Source organism: Gluconacetobacter brunescens, assembly GCF_048695475.1.
Taxonomy (GTDB): Bacteria; Pseudomonadota; Alphaproteobacteria; order Acetobacterales; family Acetobacteraceae; genus Gluconacetobacter.
The window spans coordinates 729,271-746,447 of record NZ_JBLHEN010000002.1 but is presented as its reverse complement, the minus strand read 5'-3'; the positions used below and the strand labels follow the sequence as shown (position 1 = coordinate 746,447).

The 17,177-nt window shown below is 68.5% G+C and carries 15 protein-coding genes; 4 read left to right on the top strand and 11 right to left on the bottom strand.

Annotation, left to right across the window (positions count from 1 at the left end; genetic code table 11):
• The 4 genes from ACMAUO_RS15665 to gpmI form a co-directional block, all read right to left on the bottom strand.
• On the bottom strand, window positions 1-507 hold the full coding sequence (locus ACMAUO_RS15665; protein ID WP_420357869.1) for an RNA pyrophosphohydrolase: 507 nt from the start codon (window positions 505-507) through the stop codon (window positions 1-3).
• Window positions 500-1,924 (bottom strand): S41 family peptidase, encoded by a 1,425-nt coding sequence (locus tag ACMAUO_RS15660; protein WP_420357868.1) that lies wholly within the window; start codon window positions 1,922-1,924, stop codon window positions 500-502. The genes ACMAUO_RS15665 and ACMAUO_RS15660 overlap by 8 nt, the downstream gene beginning before the upstream one ends.
• Before the next feature lie 135 nt (window positions 1,925-2,059).
• Entirely contained in the window at window positions 2,060-3,394 is a 1,335-nt protein-coding gene (locus ACMAUO_RS15655; protein ID WP_420357867.1) for a murein hydrolase activator EnvC family protein, read from the bottom strand.
• 205 nt (window positions 3,395-3,599) lie between these two features.
• The gene (gpmI, locus tag ACMAUO_RS15650; protein ID WP_420357866.1) at window positions 3,600-5,150 is read right to left on the bottom strand and encodes a 2,3-bisphosphoglycerate-independent phosphoglycerate mutase; all 1,551 of its coding nucleotides are present in this window, start codon (window positions 5,148-5,150) and stop codon (window positions 3,600-3,602) included.
• Between the two features lie 110 nt (window positions 5,151-5,260).
• Here gpmI and msrB point away from each other — a divergent pair, with 110 nt between their 5' ends.
• The 3 genes from msrB to ACMAUO_RS15635 all read left to right on the top strand — a co-directional run bounded on the left by msrB (window position 5,261) and on the right by ACMAUO_RS15635 (window position 6,821).
• Window positions 5,261-5,674, top strand: coding sequence for a peptide-methionine (R)-S-oxide reductase MsrB (gene msrB, locus ACMAUO_RS15645; protein WP_420357864.1), 414 nt, complete (start codon window positions 5,261-5,263; stop codon window positions 5,672-5,674).
• Window positions 5,675-5,725: 51 nt separating this feature from the next.
• Window positions 5,726-6,382, top strand: a complete 657-nt coding sequence (upp, locus tag ACMAUO_RS15640) for a uracil phosphoribosyltransferase (RefSeq protein WP_420357863.1) — start codon at window positions 5,726-5,728, stop codon at window positions 6,380-6,382.
• A 226-nt stretch (window positions 6,383-6,608) separates the two neighbouring features.
• Entirely contained in the window at window positions 6,609-6,821 is a 213-nt protein-coding gene (locus ACMAUO_RS15635) for a dodecin (protein ID WP_473965184.1), read from the top strand.
• A 12-nt stretch (window positions 6,822-6,833) separates the two neighbouring features.
• Here the strand turns inward: ACMAUO_RS15635 and ACMAUO_RS15630 are convergent, their stop codons facing one another.
• The 7 genes from ACMAUO_RS15630 to carA all read right to left on the bottom strand — a co-directional run bounded on the left by ACMAUO_RS15630 (window position 6,834) and on the right by carA (window position 16,561).
• On the bottom strand, window positions 6,834-8,009 hold the full coding sequence (locus tag ACMAUO_RS15630) for a BMP family ABC transporter substrate-binding protein (RefSeq protein WP_420357862.1): 1,176 nt from the start codon (window positions 8,007-8,009) through the stop codon (window positions 6,834-6,836).
• Window positions 8,006-8,770, bottom strand: a complete 765-nt coding sequence (locus ACMAUO_RS15625) for an alpha/beta fold hydrolase (protein WP_420357861.1) — start codon at window positions 8,768-8,770, stop codon at window positions 8,006-8,008. The genes ACMAUO_RS15630 and ACMAUO_RS15625 overlap by 4 nt, the downstream gene beginning before the upstream one ends.
• A 6-nt stretch (window positions 8,771-8,776) precedes the next feature.
• Window positions 8,777-9,748: an isopenicillin N synthase family dioxygenase gene (locus ACMAUO_RS15620; RefSeq protein ID WP_420357860.1), complete on the bottom strand. Its 972-nt coding sequence runs from the start codon at window positions 9,746-9,748 to the stop codon at window positions 8,777-8,779.
• 306 nt (window positions 9,749-10,054) lie between these two features.
• Window positions 10,055-11,251, bottom strand: a complete 1,197-nt coding sequence (locus ACMAUO_RS15615) for a threonine ammonia-lyase (RefSeq protein WP_420357859.1) — start codon at window positions 11,249-11,251, stop codon at window positions 10,055-10,057.
• 11 nt (window positions 11,252-11,262) lie between these two features.
• Window positions 11,263-11,736 carry a transcription elongation factor GreA gene (gene greA / locus ACMAUO_RS15610; RefSeq protein ID WP_114726480.1) on the bottom strand — a complete coding sequence of 158 codons (474 nt, stop codon included), beginning with the start codon at window positions 11,734-11,736 and terminating at the stop codon, window positions 11,263-11,265.
• Between the two features lie 132 nt (window positions 11,737-11,868).
• Entirely contained in the window at window positions 11,869-15,123 is a 3,255-nt protein-coding gene (gene carB / locus ACMAUO_RS15605) for a carbamoyl-phosphate synthase large subunit (protein WP_420357858.1), read from the bottom strand.
• Between the two features lie 13 nt (window positions 15,124-15,136).
• Window positions 15,137-16,561: a glutamine-hydrolyzing carbamoyl-phosphate synthase small subunit gene (gene carA, locus ACMAUO_RS15600; protein WP_420357857.1), complete on the bottom strand. Its 1,425-nt coding sequence runs from the start codon at window positions 16,559-16,561 to the stop codon at window positions 15,137-15,139.
• A gap of 160 nt (window positions 16,562-16,721) precedes the next feature.
• On the opposite strand from carA, the gene ACMAUO_RS15595 reads away from it, so the two are divergent.
• Window positions 16,722-17,177, top strand: a complete 456-nt coding sequence (locus ACMAUO_RS15595; RefSeq protein WP_420357856.1) for a GatB/YqeY domain-containing protein — start codon at window positions 16,722-16,724, stop codon at window positions 17,175-17,177.

Sequence of the window (17,177 nt, the reverse complement as noted above, 5' to 3'; positions counted from 1 at the left end):
TCAGCCGCGCGGTTGCGCGTAGGGGGCGAAGTCGCGGACCAGGGTGAGGTAGATGTCGCGCTTGAAGCCGACATTGTGCTCGGGCAGCGTGGCGAGGTCGATCCATTGCCAGGCATCGAATTCCGCCGGCTGGTGGGCATCGAGGCGGATATCGGCATCGGTGCCGGTGAAGCGCAGGGCGAACCATTTCTGGGTCTGGCCGCGATAGCGGCCGCCGAGCACCTTGCCGACCAGCGCCGCCGGCAGGTCGTAGGTCAGCCATTGCGGATGGGCGGCGAGGATCTCGACGCGATCGGTGCCGATTTCCTCGTGCACTTCGCGCAACACGGCCTGCTCGGGCTCTTCGCCGGCGTCGATGCCGCCCTGCGGGCACTGCCAGACGCCCTCCGACAGCGGGCCGCCGGCGCCGGGCTGGTCGGTGCGCCGCCCGATCAGGATCTGGCCCCGGTGGTTGAAGAGCATGGCCCCGACATTGCGGCGGTAGGGCAGGGACGCCGCGTCAGTCATGACGCGGCTGGTTTGCCGGCGTGGCATCGGCCGTGTGCGGGCCGGCGGCCATGGCGCGCACGATCTTGAGCCCCTGCTGCAACTGGAAGTCGGTCGTGGGCTTCGTCATGTCGAAGGCGGGCCAGTTGGCCGGCGGCTCGTTGGGGATGGAGGAGACGATCGGCGGCATGTCGACGCGCGCCGGCGGCTTGGCGGTGTTGCCGCCCTGGTTCTTGATGATGTGGCTGAGGTCGGCTTCGCGGATGCTGTAGCCGGGGTCCTCGCGGGTTTCGCGCACCGTCACGTCGGGGACGATGCCCAGGCCCTGGATGGAACGGCCGGACGGTGTGTAGTAGCGCGCCGTGGTCAGGCGCAGGGCGCCGTCGCCGGGGATCGGCAGGATGGTCTGCACCGAACCCTTGCCGAAGGATTTCTCGCCGACCAGGACGGCGCGCTGATGATCCTGCAGGGCGCCGGCGACGATCTCGCTGGCCGAGGCCGAGCCGCCATTGATCAGGACCACCATCGGCAGGCCGTCGGTGATGTCGGTACCGTGGGCGTCCCAGCGCTGGCTTTCCTGCGCGTGGCGGGCGCGGGTCGAGACGATTTCGCCATTGCGGATGAAATCGGCACTGACGCCGATCGCTTGGTTGAGCAGGCCGCCCGGATCGGAGCGCAGGTCCAGCACCAGGCCGGTCAGGTGCCCATGGGCGTCGGCCTTCAGCTTGCGATAGGCGGCTTCCAGCCCCGGCGTGGTTTCCTCGTTGAATTCCGACACCCGGATATAGCCGGTGGAATCGTAGAGGGCCGACTTGATCACCTGGATATGGATGATCGCGCGCGTCATCGTCACGATGATCGGCTTGGGCGTCTTCTCGCGGATCAGGGTCAGGGAAATTTTGGTGTCCGGCTTGCCGCGCATGCGCTGCACGGCTTCGTCCAGCGGCAGGCCGTCGATATTCTTGCCGTCGATGGCGACGATATAGTCGCCGGTCTTGATGCCGGCCTTGGCGGCCGGTGTGTCGTCGATCGGCGAGACGACGCGGATGTGGCTGTCATCGGCCTGGACTTCCAGCCCCAGCCCGCCGAACTCGCCCTTCGTGCGGGTTTGCAGGTCGGCGTACTGTTTTTCGGTCATGTAGGAGCTGTGCGGGTCGAGGCCGCTCAACATGCCGTTCAGCGCGTTGATGATCAGTTCGCGGTTGGAGACCTGATCGACGTAATTCGCCTTCACCTGTTCCAGCACATGGCCGAACAGCGACAGGAGGCGGAAATTCTCGGCCGGGGAATCCGAATCGCTGTCCTTGGCCAGGCTGGCGGCCAGCGCGTTGGATGTCAGGCTGTTCCCCCCGGAGAGGGAGAGGTGGGCGATCTGTGGCCCCGCCGCGATGCCAGCCAGAAAGGCGCAGCCAAGCAGCAGGCCGGTGCGGAACGTCATACCGTGCGTCTCCTGAGTGAAACCGCCCCTGCCGTGGACGGGTGGGGCCCGTGCCGTCGGGAAACGGCCCGGACCATCATCATTGCGACGATCTTATACCGAACTCGTGCCGGGCGGAAACCGCCGAGAGGAGGACTATAGAAACGGAGCGGGATCGACCGCCCCGCCGCCGTGCCGCAACTGCACGAACAGGGTCGGCCGCGCGCCCTGGCCCGACCAGTCGGGCATGCGGCCCAGCGGGGCGCCGTGGGCGAGCGCCTGCCCCGTCGAGACGGCGAGCGCGCCCAGCCCCGCCAGGACGAAACGGTAATGGCGCCCGCAATTGAGGATGACCATCTGGCCGTAGGAGCGGAAGGCCCCGGCAAAATCGATCTGTCCGGCGCAGGGCGCGCGTACCGTGGCGGCCGAAGGGGGGGCGTAGGTGATGCCGGATGCCGGCCCGGCCTCGGTCGTGGCGCCCCAGGCGGTGACGATGGCACCCGGCACGGGGGCCCCGCGCCCGGCCGGCGTGCCCGGTGGCGGCGTGGTGAGACCGGGGCCCGGCCCCTGGGCGATGGCGGCGGCGCGGGCGCGGGCGGAAGCGGCTTCGTCGGCGCGATGGGCGCGGATGGCGGCCTGGGCGGCCTGTTCCAACTGGTCCTCGGCCGCTTTTTCCAGGGCTTCGATCCGGTTGACGGCGTCTTGCAGGCTGCTGGCCTTGCGCGTTGCGTCCTCGACCTGGCGGGCGGCGCGGGTGGCGGCGCTGTTCGAGCGCTGCTGGGCCTGGCGGGCGGCCTCGGCGGCGCGGGCGACGCTGTCGCGCTGGGCGGCCTGCTTCTGCTGGAGCGCCGCCAGTTGCGCGCCCTTGGCCGCCAGGTCGGCATCCAGCGCCGTCAGGACGGTACGGCGGGCACGGATGGCGCCGGCCCGCTGTTCGAGCTGCGCCGACAGGCCCTGGATGACCAGCAGGCCCGCGATGGCACGGTCGGGCGGGACCGGGGCGGCCAGCAGCGTATCGGCCGGATAGCGCGCCAGCCGTGCCGCGAGCGGCAGCATGGGGGTGACCGCCGCCGAGTCGCGGCCCAGTTCCGCGCGGAGTTGGGCCTGTTCGGCCCGCAGGGCGGCCACACGGTCGCTGAGGTCGGCGGTCTGCTGTTCGGTCTGCTGCAATTGCGTGGTGGCATCGACCGTTGCCTCCGACAGGGCGGCGGCTTTGGCGGTGTCCTGGCGTGCCTGGGCGCGGGCGGCGTCGCGGGCGGCGGTGCGGGCCGCCAGGTCGCGGGCCTGAAGCTGCTGGCGGGCGATCAGCGCCTGCTGGGCGGCATGGGCCTGCGCCACCGCGCGGCGCGCGGCGGCGGCGGCATGATCGGCGGCCGCGCTCTGGCTGGTGTGAGGGGCGGCATGGTGGTGCGGGGTGGTGTGGGACGTATGAGGCGGGGCTGCGCCGACAGGGTTGGCGATGATCAACCCGGCGAGCAAGCTTGTGCTCATGAACCCGCTTGCCGCCAGCGCGCTTTGGCGGAATGAGGGTAAATGTGTGTCCGGAAACGTGGGCTGGTGAGCGAGAGCGGCCCGGAGGGCCGCGCCCGGCGTGTGTTTTTGAGCACCGAAGCGGAGCGGCCTTGTGGGCCGTGAGCATCGGAGCGGAGTAAACGCGCGTCGGATCGCCGCCAGCGCGCGTTTACGGACACACATTTTAGAAGCCGTGCTTTGTGGCCAGCAGGGATTTGCCGGTCATCGCTTCCGGCTTCGGCAGGCCCATCAGGGCCAGCAGGGTGGGAGCCAGGTCGGCCAGGCGGCCGTCATGCAGGGTGACTTCCCGCACGCCGGACAGCACCACGGGGACCACGTTGAGGGTGTGCGCCGTGTGCGGGCCGCCGGTCTCGGGGTCGAACATCGTCTCGGCATTGCCGTGATCGGCGGTGACGAGGATGGCGCCGCGCTGGCGATGCACGGCCTCGACCAGTTGCTTGAGACCCCGGTCCACGGCCTCGATCGCCTTGACCGCCGCGCTGAAGACGCCCGTGTGGCCGACCATGTCGGGGTTGGCGTAGTTCAGGATGATCAGGTCGTAGGTGCCGCTGTTGATGGCCTGGACGGCCTTTTCGGTGAGTTCGGGGGCGGACATTTCCGGCTGGAGGTCGTAGGTCGCGACCTTGGGCGAGGGGACCATGATCCGGTCCTCGCCGGGCAGTTCGCCTTCCTTGCCGCCGTTGAGGAAGTAGGTGACGTGGGGGTATTTCTCGGTTTCGGCCATGCGGAGCTGGCGCTTGCCGGCGGCCGAGACCACTTCGCCCAGCAGGTCGTCGAGCGATTGGGGCGGGAACAGCACGCCGATCAGCGCCGCCAGGCGGTCGCTGTAGCGCGTCATGCCCACGGCGGCCGAGACATGGACCACGCGCGAGCGGGTGAAGCCCTGGAAATCCTTCTCCAGCACCGCGTCCAGCAACTGGCGGATGCGGTCGGCGCGGAAATTGAAGGACAGGATGGCGTCGCCGTCCTTCATGCCCTTGTAGGCGCCGAGAACGGTCGGCGGCAGGAATTCGTCGGTGGTGCCGGCCTTGTAGGCGGCGTCCAGCACTGTCAGCGGGTCGTCGCCATGCGGGCCCTGGGCCGAGACGATGGCGTCATATGCCTTTTCCACCCGCTCCCAGCGGCGGTCGCGGTCCATGGCGAAGTAGCGGCCCGAGATGGTGGCGATGGTGACCGTGGGCGGCAGGTCGTTGAGCAGGCGGGTGACGTAGTCGCGGCCCGAATGCGGGGGCGTGTCGCGGCCGTCGGTAAAGATATGGAAGGCGACCGGCACGCCGTTATTGGCGAGGATCTTGGCGAGCGCCACGGCGTGGTCCTGGTGGGAATGCACGCCGCCGGCCGAGACCAGGCCCATCAGGTGGCAGGTGCCGCCGGTCTTTTTCACCGCCGCGATCAGGTCGGTCAGGGCCGGGTTGGCGGCCAGGCTGCCGTCACGGATGGCGGCGAAGATGCGCGGCAGTTCCTGCATGACGACGCGGCCGGCGCCGATATTGAGGTGGCCGACCTCGGAATTGCCCATCTGCCCTTCCGGAAGGCCGACATCCTCGCCACATGTCTTGAGGAAGGCGCGGGGGCCCTCCTGCCACAGGCGATCGAAGGTGGGGGTGGACGCGGCGCGCACGGCGTTGTCGGCCACGTCCTCGCGCCAGCCGAACCCGTCGAGGATGACGAGCATGACGGGGCGGCGGGGGTGGAGCTGTGTCTGGTCGGCCATGGGTATTCTCTCCCGTTATTTTGTCGCCCATGATGGCACCGATTGCCGGGATTGCGAATGCCCGGGACGGGGCTCCGGCGCGATCGGCGCCCCTGGATGGAGGAAGCGTGATGACACCGAACGAAGCGAACCCGACGGATGGCCCGGCCTGCGGCACTGGCTGCGGCCCGCTGACGCCGGAGCAGATCCGCGTGATGCGCGACCATGGCACCGAGCGCCCCGGATCGAGCCCGCTGAACCATGAAAAGCGGGCGGGACTTTATCGCTGCGCGGCCTGCGGCACGCCCCTGTTCCGCTCCGAGACCAAATATGACAGCGGCAGCGGCTGGCCCTCCTACTATGACGTGCTGCCGCATGCGGTGGAAAGCCATACCGATACCAGCCATGGGATGGTCAGGACCGAAATCCATTGTGCCTCCTGCAAGGGGCATCTGGGGCATCTTTTCCCCGATGGGCCCCGGCCGACCGGGCTGCGCTACTGCATCAACGGGCTGGCGTTGAATTTTGTGCCCGACGCCGCCTGAGAGGGCGGGTAGCCCTTTCGGTTCCGCCACGATCTGCCGTAAAAGGGCAGAATGAGCGAGAATGTGATTACCCCCCCTTCCGCGCCCGTGGTGGTGCTGGATCATCCGCTGGTTCAGCACAAGCTGACCCGGCTGCGCCAGGCGAGCACGTCAACCGCCGGTTTTCGCCGCCTGACGCGCGAGATCAGCCTGCTGATGGCCTATGAGGCCACGCGGGACCTGCCACTGGAGACGGTGGAGATCGAAACGCCGCTCGAACACATGGAAGGGCGCCTGCTCTCGGGCAAGAAGCTCTGCCTGGTGTCGATCCTGCGGGCCGGCAACGGCATCCTGGACGGGATGCTCGACCTGCTGCCGGCGGCCCGGGTGGGGCATATCGGCCTGTTCCGCGACCCGGAATCGCTGGAACCGGTCGAATATTACATGAAGCTGCCCGAGGACATCGATGCGCGGGTCTGCATCGTCGTCGATCCGATGCTGGCGACCGGGCACAGCGCGGCGGCGGCGATCGACCGGCTGAAGATCGCGGGCGCGCGGCAGCTTGTCTTCGTCTGCCTGCTGGCGGCGCCCGAAGGGGTGGCGTTTCTCTCGGCGGCGCATCCCGACGTGAAGATCATTACCTGCTCCATCGACCGCGAACTGGACGAGCACGGCTATATCCGACCTGGGTTGGGGGATGCCGGCGACCGGCTGTTCGGCACCAAGTAGGCGGCCGGAACCCGGGCAGGCGGGAGCCGTTGTTCCTCCATCAGAGGCTGTTGCAAAAGCCTCGATGGTGAGTGGAAGCGTGGCGCAAGCCATGCGTCTGGCGGTGGTTTTCGAGCATCGGAGCGGAGCGGCCTTGATGGCCGTGAGCACCGAAGCGTAGGAAACCGCCGTCAGGCCGCCGCCAGCGGGGCTTTTGCAACAGCCTCGCAGGACAGGGAGGAACATCATGTCCGAACATGTCTATAAAGTGGTCGAACTGGTGGGGTCGTCGCCCGATACGATCGAGGCCGCGATCGGAAGCGCGCTGTCGCGTGCATCGGACAGCGTGCATGCCATCCGCTGGTTCGAGGTCGTGAATACGCGCGGCCATGTCGTCAATGGCCAGGTCGGCCATTACCAGGTGACGCTGAAGGTCGGTTTTACCATCGACGACACCTGACCGGCCGGATCGTCAGTCCAGGCCGTAGACCCCGTTCAGGGGCCAGTTCCAGCGATAGAGGCTGAGATCGTCCATGCGTTCCCCGGCGGGAACGCGGATGCGGTCATGCGTGTCGCGCAGCGGGCCGGTGAAGGGGGACCAGCCGGCCATGATCCGGTCGCGCGCGGCGTCGGCCTGTTGGCGTACGGCTTCGGGCACGCGCCCCCCCCAGGCGTCGCGATCGACGCCGGCGCCCAGCGGCAGCAGGTGAGGGGTGGGGATCCAGCGCCCCTCCAGGCGGGCGCGCACCTGATCGACGTAATGCTGGCGGAAATCGTAGACGACCGAACTGAGATAGGCGTCGGGGCCGCTGGCGCGCTGGTCGGTGCTGGACATGACGCCCCACAGGCCGCGCTGCTGGGCGAGGCGCAGGTAGCTGGGCTCGTCCATGATGCCGGCCAGGACATCGCACCCGTTATCGGCCAGGGCGGCCGCGGCGCCGAGCGCGCCCTGTGGGTCGAACCAGGCATTGATGGACACGACATGCATGGTCGTGTCGGGACGGACGGAGCGGGCGCCCAGCAGCAGCGCGTTGGCGCTGCCATAGACGCTGGGCAGCGGAAAGGACGCGATGAAGCCGAGGCGGCCGGTGCGCGTCAGCCGGCCGGCGGCGATGCCGATGACGTAGGACGCATACCAGTGCGCGATATAGTACCAGCCGACATTGCGGGCCAGGCGGTTGCTGTCGCACTGCACGAATGCGACCTCCGGGGCGCGTTCGGCGACTTCGGTGAGGAAATCGCCGTAATCGGCGCCGGCCAGCACCATGTTCGCGCCTTCGGCCACGAACTGGCGGAGAATGCGTTCGGCATCGGCCGAAAAGGGAACGTTTTCCACCCAGACGGTGCGCAGGCGCGGAAAGGCGGCATGGACGGCCTGGACCGCGCGATTATGCAGGGAACTCCAGCCGCCATCGGTGACCGGGCTGATATGCGCGATGGCGAGGAGGGCGTCTTCCTCGCGGATCGGGGGGAGGGACGGCGTGGACCATTGGGCCGCCAGCCTTGCCAGGATCGGGTCGTCGGGCGGGAGGTCGCGGCCGGCGGCGCGGCCGGGCGGCAGGGCCGTGGCGAGCGAGGCGGCGGTGGCCATGTGCAGGAGGCCGCGCCGTGTGGCCGTGCGGGGCCCGAACGGCCGGATGCGGTTCATCCGGGGGAATCGAGAAAGGGCAGCAGGATGTCGAGCAACGCGTCCGGGGCGACGACGTGGGGGGCGTGGCCGGTGTCGATGGTGCGGATGGTCGCGCCGGGGAGCCGTTGGCACATGAGTTGCTGCAAGGGCAGGGTGACGGACCTGTCGCGGAGGGCCTGGACGTAGAGGCGCGGGATCGTGCCGAAACGCTCCGGCGTCAGATGCGCGGTCAGGGCGCGGCCGCGTTCGCCCTGCGGCGTGAGGCGGCGCGCGGCCGGTATCGCGACGGCCGGCGGGCAGTCCTGGAGGAAGAACGCGATGGCGGCTTCCGGCGGGACGGTGGAGATTTCGCCCGGCACCGGCCAGTCGAGCCACGGGGTGACGCCGGAGGCGGTCGGGTCGGTGGGCAGCAGATGGTTGACCATGTCCGCGAAGCCGGTTTCCGATGGCAGCATCATGCCGGCGATATAGACCAGCCGGCGTGTCAGGCCGGGATGCCGTTCGGCCAGGGCCGAGGCGACGACGCCACCGCCGGAATGGGCGACGATGCTGAATGGGCGCCCGATGTCGGTGACGATCCGGTCGAGATGCTCCAGATAGGCCGGCAGGGAGGCGACCGAGGGCGGCGCGCCGTCGGCGCCGTTGCCGGGGAGATCGACGGCGATGGCTTGGCGTGGATTGGGGCGACGGGCGAGCGCCGCCCGGAAGCCGTCCCATACCCATGCGCCCTGCCATGCGCCGTGAATGAGCAGGAGGGGGTCGGCGCCAGGAGCAGTCATAGGGGATCAGCCATAGGTGCGGCGGTACATGGCGCGCAGATGGTCCTGTACGGTGACGGGCGGGTAGCGCGGCGTTTCGCCCGGTGCCAGGCAGCCGGGCAGGCAGGAGACCGTGTAGTCGGCATTGCCCGTGTAGAAGAAGGGCACGGAATAGCGGTCGGTCCCGGAAATATTGACCACACGGTGCAGCGTGGAGCGGTAGCGGTCGTTGGTCCAGCGCGCGATCATGTCGCCCAGATTGACGACGAAGCTGCCGGGGATGGGGGTGGCGTGAATCCAGCCGTCGTCCGGCCCGCGTACCTGCAAGCCGCCGCTCTGGTCCTGGAGCAGGAGGGTCAGACCGCCGAAATCGGTGTGGGCGCCGCAGCCTTTTTCGCCGGGTTGCGGGTTGGCGGGCTGGGGTGGGTAGTGCAGCAGGCGCAGCGTGATCTGGGGATCCCGGCAATAGGTGCTGAAGAAGGAATCTTCCAGCCCGAGGGAGAGGGCCAGGCCCTGCATCAGCCGTTCCGCGACGACGGTCAGGGCGGCGGAATAGGCCATCATGGCGGGGCGGAAGCCGGGCATGGCCGTGGGCCACTGGTTGGGGCCCTGGTTGAAGCGCTGGCCGCCGCAGTCCGGCTGTTCCGCGCCGATATAGAAGCCTTCCTTGAGGTCGGGCGGGGCGCCGGCTTCGAGCGTCTGGTTGCGGAGTGCTTCGTAGCCGCGATTGCAGGAGGACCGGGATTTGTCGAGGCGGGCCTTGTCTTCCGCCGGCAGGGCAAAGAAGCGGCGGCTTTCCGCCAGCACGGCGTCTATGAGGCCCTGCGGCACGCCGTGGTCGGTGCAGTAGAAGAAGCCGGTGCGGGTGCAGGCGGCGTGCAGGGCGTCGCCGACGGCCTGACGTTGCGCCGGATCGGCCGAGCAAAGGCCGGCGATCGAGATGATGGGCAGGGCATCGGCGCCGACCTGGCGCGCCTGCAGATTCGTCCCACTTCCCATGCGTGTGCCCCTGACCCCAATCTATTGATAACGAACGGGTTTCCAAAGGGCGACTGCCCTTTGGTGGGTCAAGGGCAAAGCCCTTGTATCGTTACGACAACATATCGGGCCGTGTCGCCGTGAGCAAGGAACTCCGGATTCAGAGGCTGTTTCAAAAGCTCTGATAGTGAGCGGAAGCGTGGCGGTAGCCATGCGTCTGGCGGTGGTTTTTGAGCATCGGAGCGGAGCGGCCTTGATGGCCGTGAGCACCGAAGCGCAGGAAACAGCCGTCAGGCCGCCGCTAGCGGGGCTTTTGAAACAGCCTCTTCAGACGCGGCGGACGATGTAGGTCTTGGCCAGTTCATCCATGATCTGCTGGGCGTGCACGGGATCGCGGGCTTCGATCATCACTTCCAGTTCGGCGGCCTGGACGCTGGCGGCGGTGAACAGGCGCTGGTGCGAGACCTCGATGATGTTGCCGCCGGCATCGCCGATCGTGCGCGAGATGTCGGCCAGCACGCCCGGCCGGTCGGGGATGTCCATCTTGAGGCACAGCAGGCGCCCGTCGCGCAGCAGGGTGCGCAGCAGGGTGTTGGCCAGGATGCGGCTGTCGATATTGCCGCCGGTGACGGGGAGGGCGACCCGCTTGCCGCGGAACAGTTCGGGGTAGGTCAGCACCGCCGCCAGGGCCGCGGCGCCGGCGCCTTCGCTGACCTGCTTGGCGCCCTCGGCCATCAGGGTGATGGCGTCCTCGACCGCGCGTTCGGGCACCACGAGCACGCGCGAGACGTGATCGCGGATGACGGAAAGCGGCTGGCGGCCGATGCGCAGCACCGCGATGCCTTCGGCGATCGTGGCGCCGCCGGGGGGCATCAGTTCGTCGCCGGGGAAATCGGAGAGGGAGGAATAGGCTTCGACCTGCACGCCGACGATGCCCATCTCCGGCCGCAGGGCGGCGCCGACCACGGCGCAGCCCGACAGCAGGCCGCCGCCGCCGATGGGGCCGACGAAGACATCGAGCGGGCCGGCATCCTCGAACAGTTCGAGGGCGAAGGTGCCCTGGCCGGCCATGACCGCCGGGTCGTCGTACGGATGGACGAAGACGCGGCCTTCCGCCGCGCATAATGCGTCGGCATGGGCGGTGGCTTCGGCGAAATTGTCGCCCGCCAGCACCACGCGCGCGCCCCACGCGGCGGTGCGCGTGACCTTGGCGGCGGGGGTGAAGCGCGGCATGACGATGACCGCGTCGATGCCCAGCAGGGAGGCGTGGCGGGCGACGCCCTGCGCGTGGTTGCCGGCCGAGACGGTGATGACGCCGCGGCTGCGTTCCTCGGGTGTCAGCAGCGCCAGCTTGTTGGCGGCGCCGCGCTCCTTGAACGAGCCTACGGCCTGGAGATTGTCCAACTTGAGCACGATCTCCGCGCCGGTCGCCTTCGACAGGGCGTGCGAGGGAACCGTGGGGGTGCGCAGGACGCGCCCCTCGATCCGGGCGGCGGCGGCCCGGACGTCATCGAGCGTGATCATCGCCGGCTGCCTCAGCCGTAGGTGACGGCCAGGATTTCGTAGGTGCGGTCGCCGCCGGGCGCGGGAACCGACACCGTATCGCCGATCTTCTTGCCGATCAGCGACTTGGCCAGCGGCGAGGAAACGGACAGCAGGCCCTGCTTGATGTCGGCCTCGTGCACGCCGACGATCTGGTAGGTGGCTTCCTTGTCGGTCTCTTCGTCCACCAGGCTGACCTGGGCGCCGAACTTCACCTGGTCGCCCGACAGGGTGGAGGGGTCGATGACTTCGGCCGAGGAGACGATCTCTTCCAGCTCGATGATCCGGCCTTCGATGAAGGACTGGCGATCGCGGGCGGCGTGATATTCGGCATTTTCCGACAGGTCGCCGTGGCTGCGGGCCTCGGCGATCGCGCGGATCACGGCCGGGCGTTCTTCACTCTTGAGTTTGCGAAGTTCATCTTCCAGCCGTTGCAGGCCCTTGCCTGTCATCGGAAATTTCTGCAAGGCGCGTCCCCAGGGTGAAGGTCGGTCAGATGGCCGACATGGCAGATTGCAACAAGAGCATCCCACAAGACCGACAGCGCCGGGAACGGGGCTGGCGGTGCCTGCCCTGTTCCCGGCGTGGGTGTGGTACGCTCAGAACGATCCGTTAAAGTAGGATTGAAGCGGCGCGACTTCAAGCGGTCCTTCCCGCATCGCCGCGATCGCGTGCGTGGCGGCGCGTGCGCCGGCGATCGTGGTGAAGTGCGGAATGCCCGAAGTGAGGGCCGAACGGCGGATGTCGAAACTGTCCGCGACCGACTGTGCGCCGTGGGCGGTGTTGATGATCATCTGCACCTCTCCGGAGCGGATGGCGTCCACGCAGTTCGGCCGGCCTTCCAGCACCTTGTTCACCACCTGGACGGCGATTCCGGCCTCGCGCAGGTGCTGCGCGGTGCCGCGCGTGGCCAGGATGGTGAAGCCCATATCGACCAGGCGGCGGGCCAGCGCCGGCACCGTCGGCTTGTCGCTGCGGCGCACCGACAGGAAGACCGTGCCCGACAGGGGCAGCTTTACGCCGGCGGCGAGCTGCGACTTGGCGAAGGCGCGCTCGAAGGAGGCGTCGAGACCCATGACCTCGCCGGTGGAGCGCATTTCCGGGCCCAGGATCGTGTCCACGTTCGGGAAGCGGTTGAAGGGGAAGACGGCTTCCTTGACCGCGACATGCGGGGCCACGGCGCGGTCGTCGAGGCGGAATTCCGCCAGCTTCGCACCGGCCATGACCCGCGCGCCGATCTTGGCCACCGGCACGCCGGTCGCCTTGGCGACGAAGGGCACGGTGCGCGAGGCACGGGGATTGACCTCCAGGACGAAGATTTCCTGATCCTTGATCGCGTACTGGACGTTCATCAGCCCGACGATGCCCAGTTCGCGGGCCATGGCCTCGGTCTGTGCCTTCAGTTCGGTGACGATGGCCGGCGAGAGCGTGTAGGGCGGCAGCGAGCAGGCACTGTCGCCGGAATGGATGCCCGCTTCCTCGATATGCTCCATGACGCCGGCGACGTAGACTTCCTGCCCGTCGGCGATGCAGTCGACATCGGCCTCGATCGCGTCGTTCAGGTAGCGGTCGATCAGCACCGGGCCGGAGGCGATGTCCTGGCCGGCCAGTTGCAGGGCCACGCGCATGTAGCGCTGGAGGCTGGCGCGGTCATGGACGATTTCCATCGCCCGGCCGCCCAGCACGTAGGACGGGCGGATGACCACCGGATAGCCGATGCGGTCGGCCACGTCCTCGGCCTCGGCCGCCGAGCGGGCGATGCCGTTGGCGGGCTGGCGCAGGCTCAGCCGCTGGAGCATGGCCTGGAACCGCTCGCGGTCCTCGGCGCGGTCGATCGCGTCGGCCGGGGTACCGAGGAGCGGGATGCCGGCGGCTTCGAGCGCGTGGGACAGTTTCAGCGGCGTCTGGCCGCCATACTGCACGATGCAGCCCAGCACGGTGCCGCTTTCCTGCTCGCGGCGGATCAGGGCGATCACGTCCTCGGCGGTCAGGGGCTCGAAATACAGCCGGTCCGAGGTGTCGTAGTCGGTCGAGACCGTCTCGGGATTGCAGTTGACCATGATGGTCTCGAACCCGGCCTCACGCAGCGCGTACGCGGCGTGGACGCAGCAATAATCGAACTCGATACCCTGGCCGATGCGGTTGGGGCCGCCGCCGAGGATGACGACCTTCTGCCGGTCGGTGGGGCGGCTTTCGCATTCCGGCGTGCCGAAGCCGCCCTCGTAGGTCGAGTACATGTAGGGCGTGCTGGAGGCGAATTCGCCCGCGCAGGTGTCGATGCGCTTGTAGACCGGCGTGACCGCCAGGCGGGTGCGCAGGGTCGCGATCTCGGCGGCCGAGGTGCCCGACAGGCGGGCGAGCTGGACGTCGGAGAAACCCATCGCCTTGAGGCGGCGCATGTCCTGGGCGTCGCGGGGCAGGCCGTCGCGGATCACGCTGTGTTCGGCCGCCACGATCCTGGCCAGTTCGCGCAGGAACCAGGGCTCGAACTTGCAGGCGGCGTGGATGTCTTCGATGCTCAGGCCGGCGCGCAGGGCCTGGGCGGCCATGAGAATCCGTTCCGGCCGAGGCTGGGAGAGAGCTGCGCGGAAGGCGTCGGGGCCGCCGTCGCCGGGGGCTTCCACCGGGTCCAGCCCGGCGAGGCCGGTTTCCATCGAGCGCAGGCCCTTCTGCAGGGCCTCGGGGAAGGAGCGGCCGATGGCCATCGCCTCGCCCACCGACTTCATGCTGGTGGAGAGCAGGGCCGGAGTGCCGGGGAATTTCTCGAAGGTGAAGCGCGGGATCTTGACCACGACATAGTCGATGGTCGGCTCGAACGACGCCGGGGTGGAGCCGGTGATGTCGTTGGCCAGTTCGTCGAGCGTGTAGCCGACCGCGAGCTTGGCCGCGATCTTGGCGATCGGGAAGCCGGTGGCCTTGGAGGCCAGGGCGGAGGAGCGCGAGACGCGGGGGTTCATCTCGATGACGACCATGCGCCCGTCGGCGGGATTGATGCCGAACTGGACGTTCGAGCCGCCGGTCTCGACGCCGATGGCGCGCAGGCAGGCCAGCGATGCGTCGCGCATGCGCTGGTACTCTTTGTCCGTCAGGGTCAGCGCCGGGGCGACGGTGATCGAGTCGCCGGTATGCACGCCCATCGGGTCGATATTCTCGATCGAGCAGACGATGATGCAATTGTCCGCGCGGTCGCGGACGACTTCCATCTCGAACTCCTTCCACCCCAGCACCGATTCCTCGATCAGGACTTCGGTGGTGGGCGAGGCGTCGAGACCGGAGGTGACGATCTGGTCGAATTCCTCGCGGTTATAGGCGATGCCGCCGCCCGAGCCGCCCATGGTGAAGGAGGGGCGGATCACCGCCGGCAGGCCGACCTGCTCCAGCGCCGCGCGGGCTTCGTCGAGCGTGTGGGCGATGGTGCTGCGCGGGCTCTCGATGCCGATCGCGTCCATCGCCTCGCGGAATTTCTGCCGGTCTTCGGCGCGGTCGATCACCTCGGCATCCGCGCCGATCAGTTCCACGCCGTGCTTCTTGAGGAAGCCCGACTTGTCGAGCGCCATTGCGGTGTTCAGCGCCGTCTGGCCGCCCATGGTGGGCAGCACCGCGTCGGGCTTTTCGCGCAGGATGATGCGTTCGACGAATTCCGGGGTGATCGGCTCGATATAGGTGGCGTCCGCCAGGCCGGGATCGGTCATGATCGTGGCCGGGTTGGAGTTGACCAGGATGACCCGATAGCCTTCCTCGCGCAGGGCCTTGCAGGCCTGGGCGCCGGAATAGTCGAATTCACAGGCCTGGCCGATGACGATCGGGCCGGCGCCGATGATCAGGATCGAGCGTATGTCTGTCCGTTTGGGCATGGGGGCGCGACTTTCAGGCGGGCTGATTGGTGCGGTCGATCAGGGCGACGAAGCGGTCGAACAGGTAGTGGCTGTCCGACGGGCCGGGGCTGGCCTCGGGATGGTACTGGACCGAGAAGGCCGCGTAGCGCGTGGAGGCGATGCCTTCGTTCGAACCGTCGAACAGGCTGCTGTGCGTCACGCGGACATCGTCGGGCAGGCTGGATTCGTCCACCGCGAAGCCGTGATTCTGGCTGGTGATCTCGACCTTGCCGGTGCCGAGGTCCTTGACCGGCTGGTTGGCGCCGCGATGGCCGCGCGCCAGCTTGTAGGTGCGGGCACCCAGAGCCTGGGCCAGGAGCTGGTGGCCGAGGCAGATGCCGAAGATGGGCTTGCCGGCATCCAGCACGCCGCGGATCGCGGGCACCGCGTATGCGGCGGTCGCGGCCGGGTCGCCGGGGCCGTTGGAGAGGAAGACGCCGGCGGGGTCGAGGGCGAGGATTTCTTCCGCCGTGGCGGTGGCGGGGACGACCGTGACGTCGCAGCCCGCGTTGGCCAGGCAGCGCAGGATGTTGCGCTTGGCGCCGTAATCGACGGCGACGACGCGGCGGCGCTTGGCGGGCAGGGGCAGGGTGCCGCCCGGCCAGGTCCATACGCCCTCGTCCCAGCCATAGGGCTTGGCGCAGGTGACGTCGCGCGCCAGGTCCATGCCTTCCAGGCCGGGCCAGGCGGCGGCCTGTGCGCGCAGGGCGTCGAGGTCGAACGCGCCGTCGGCCGGGTAGGCCAGGATGGCGGTCTGCGGGCCGCCGTCGCGGATGCGCAGGGTGATCGCGCGGGTGTCGACGCCGCAGATGCCGGGGACGTCGCGGGCTTTCAGCCAGCCGTCGAGATCTTGGGTGGCGCGCCAGTTGGCGGGTTCGGTCAGGTCCTGCTTCACGACCAGGCCGCGGGCCGCGACGCGGGCGGCTTCGTCATCGGCTGTATTGGTGCCGACATTGCCGATATGGGGGAAGGTGAAGGTGATGATCTGCCCGGCGAAGGATGGGTCGGTCAGGGTTTCCTGATAGCCGGTCATGCCGGTGGAGAAGCACAGTTCGCCGATGGCGGCGCCGGTGGCCGGCGTGTGCGCGCCGAAGCCGCGCCCCCACAGGATGGTGCCGTCGGCCAGCACCAGGGCGGCGGTGGCGCCCGTGGGAATGGCGGCTTGGGGCGAGGCGGGAACCTGGCGCTCGGTCATCTGGGTCTCCGGTCCATCGTACGCTTTGCTGGGGGGCACGCTATCGGGTTGCAGGTCGGAAAGGCTGAGGCCGGTATGGCGCAGGATGACCGTCCAGTGCTTGGGCGGAATCGCGCCGGCCTGACGCCATTTGCGGATGGCCTCGGTCCCGACGCCGGTCAGGCGGGCGGCGTTGTCGGCCCCGCCCAGACGGTCGATGATGTGGTCGATCGATGACGGCATGGAGAATTCTTCCTTCCGGGGTTATCTCCTACCAGCCTCTCGTGGGGCTGGGAAGAAAATTCCCACCCTGATTGTTCTCTGTCGGGTGGGAAAAATCTTCCGGCTGTTTACCCGAAGGCACCCCGTCCGGTAGGTGCCTCTCAATTCAGGAGTACGGATCATGAGCCTTCGCGCACGTTTCATGGAAGACCTCAAGGCTGCGATGAAGGCCGGGCAGAGCGCGCAGGTCGCGACCCTGCGCATGGTCAATGCGAAGCTGAAGGATGTGGACATCGCCGCCCGCGCGCGGAGCGCGGAGGTGTCGGAGGACGAGATCGTGTCGATGCTGCGCGGCATGATCAAGTCGCGCACCGAGTCGGCCGCGATGTATCATCAGGGTGGGCGGCCCGAACTGGCCGAAAAGGAAGAGGCGGAGATCGCGACCATTCGCGCCTATCTGCCGGCCGAACTGGACGCGGCGACGCTGGAGGCGGCGGCGCGCGAGGCGATCGCCGAACTGGGGGCGGCGTCGATGAAGGATATGGGCAAGGTGATGGCGGCGCTGAAGGCGCGCTTTGGCGCGGCGCTTGATGCGGGGCAGGCCAGCGGCCTCGTCAAGTCGCTGCTGTCCGCCTGA

Coding starts and splice junctions, on each gene's coding strand:
- carB (WP_420357858.1), bottom strand. CDS start 15,123: ATGCCCAAACGGACAGACATACGCTCGATCCTGATCATCGGCGCCGGC.
- ACMAUO_RS15630 (WP_420357862.1), bottom strand. CDS start 8,009: ATGAACCGCATCCGGCCGTTCGGGCCCCGCACGGCCACACGGCGCGGC.
- gpmI (WP_420357866.1), bottom strand. CDS start 5,150: ATGGCCGACCAGACACAGCTCCACCCCCGCCGCCCCGTCATGCTCGTC.
- ACMAUO_RS15615 (WP_420357859.1), bottom strand. CDS start 11,251: ATGATCACGCTCGATGACGTCCGGGCCGCCGCCGCCCGGATCGAGGGG.
- ACMAUO_RS15620 (WP_420357860.1), bottom strand. CDS start 9,748: ATGGGAAGTGGGACGAATCTGCAGGCGCGCCAGGTCGGCGCCGATGCC.
- ACMAUO_RS15635 (WP_473965184.1), top strand. CDS start 6,609: ATGTCCGAACATGTCTATAAAGTGGTCGAACTGGTGGGGTCGTCGCCC.
- ACMAUO_RS15625 (WP_420357861.1), bottom strand. CDS start 8,770: ATGACTGCTCCTGGCGCCGACCCCCTCCTGCTCATTCACGGCGCATGG.
- ACMAUO_RS15665 (WP_420357869.1), bottom strand. CDS start 507: ATGACTGACGCGGCGTCCCTGCCCTACCGCCGCAATGTCGGGGCCATG.
- ACMAUO_RS15655 (WP_420357867.1), bottom strand. CDS start 3,394: ATGAGCACAAGCTTGCTCGCCGGGTTGATCATCGCCAACCCTGTCGGC.
- upp (WP_420357863.1), top strand. CDS start 5,726: ATGAGCGAGAATGTGATTACCCCCCCTTCCGCGCCCGTGGTGGTGCTG.
- carA (WP_420357857.1), bottom strand. CDS start 16,561: ATGCCGTCATCGATCGACCACATCATCGACCGTCTGGGCGGGGCCGAC.
- ACMAUO_RS15595 (WP_420357856.1), top strand. CDS start 16,722: ATGAGCCTTCGCGCACGTTTCATGGAAGACCTCAAGGCTGCGATGAAG.
- ACMAUO_RS15660 (WP_420357868.1), bottom strand. CDS start 1,924: ATGACGTTCCGCACCGGCCTGCTGCTTGGCTGCGCCTTTCTGGCTGGC.
- msrB (WP_420357864.1), top strand. CDS start 5,261: ATGACACCGAACGAAGCGAACCCGACGGATGGCCCGGCCTGCGGCACT.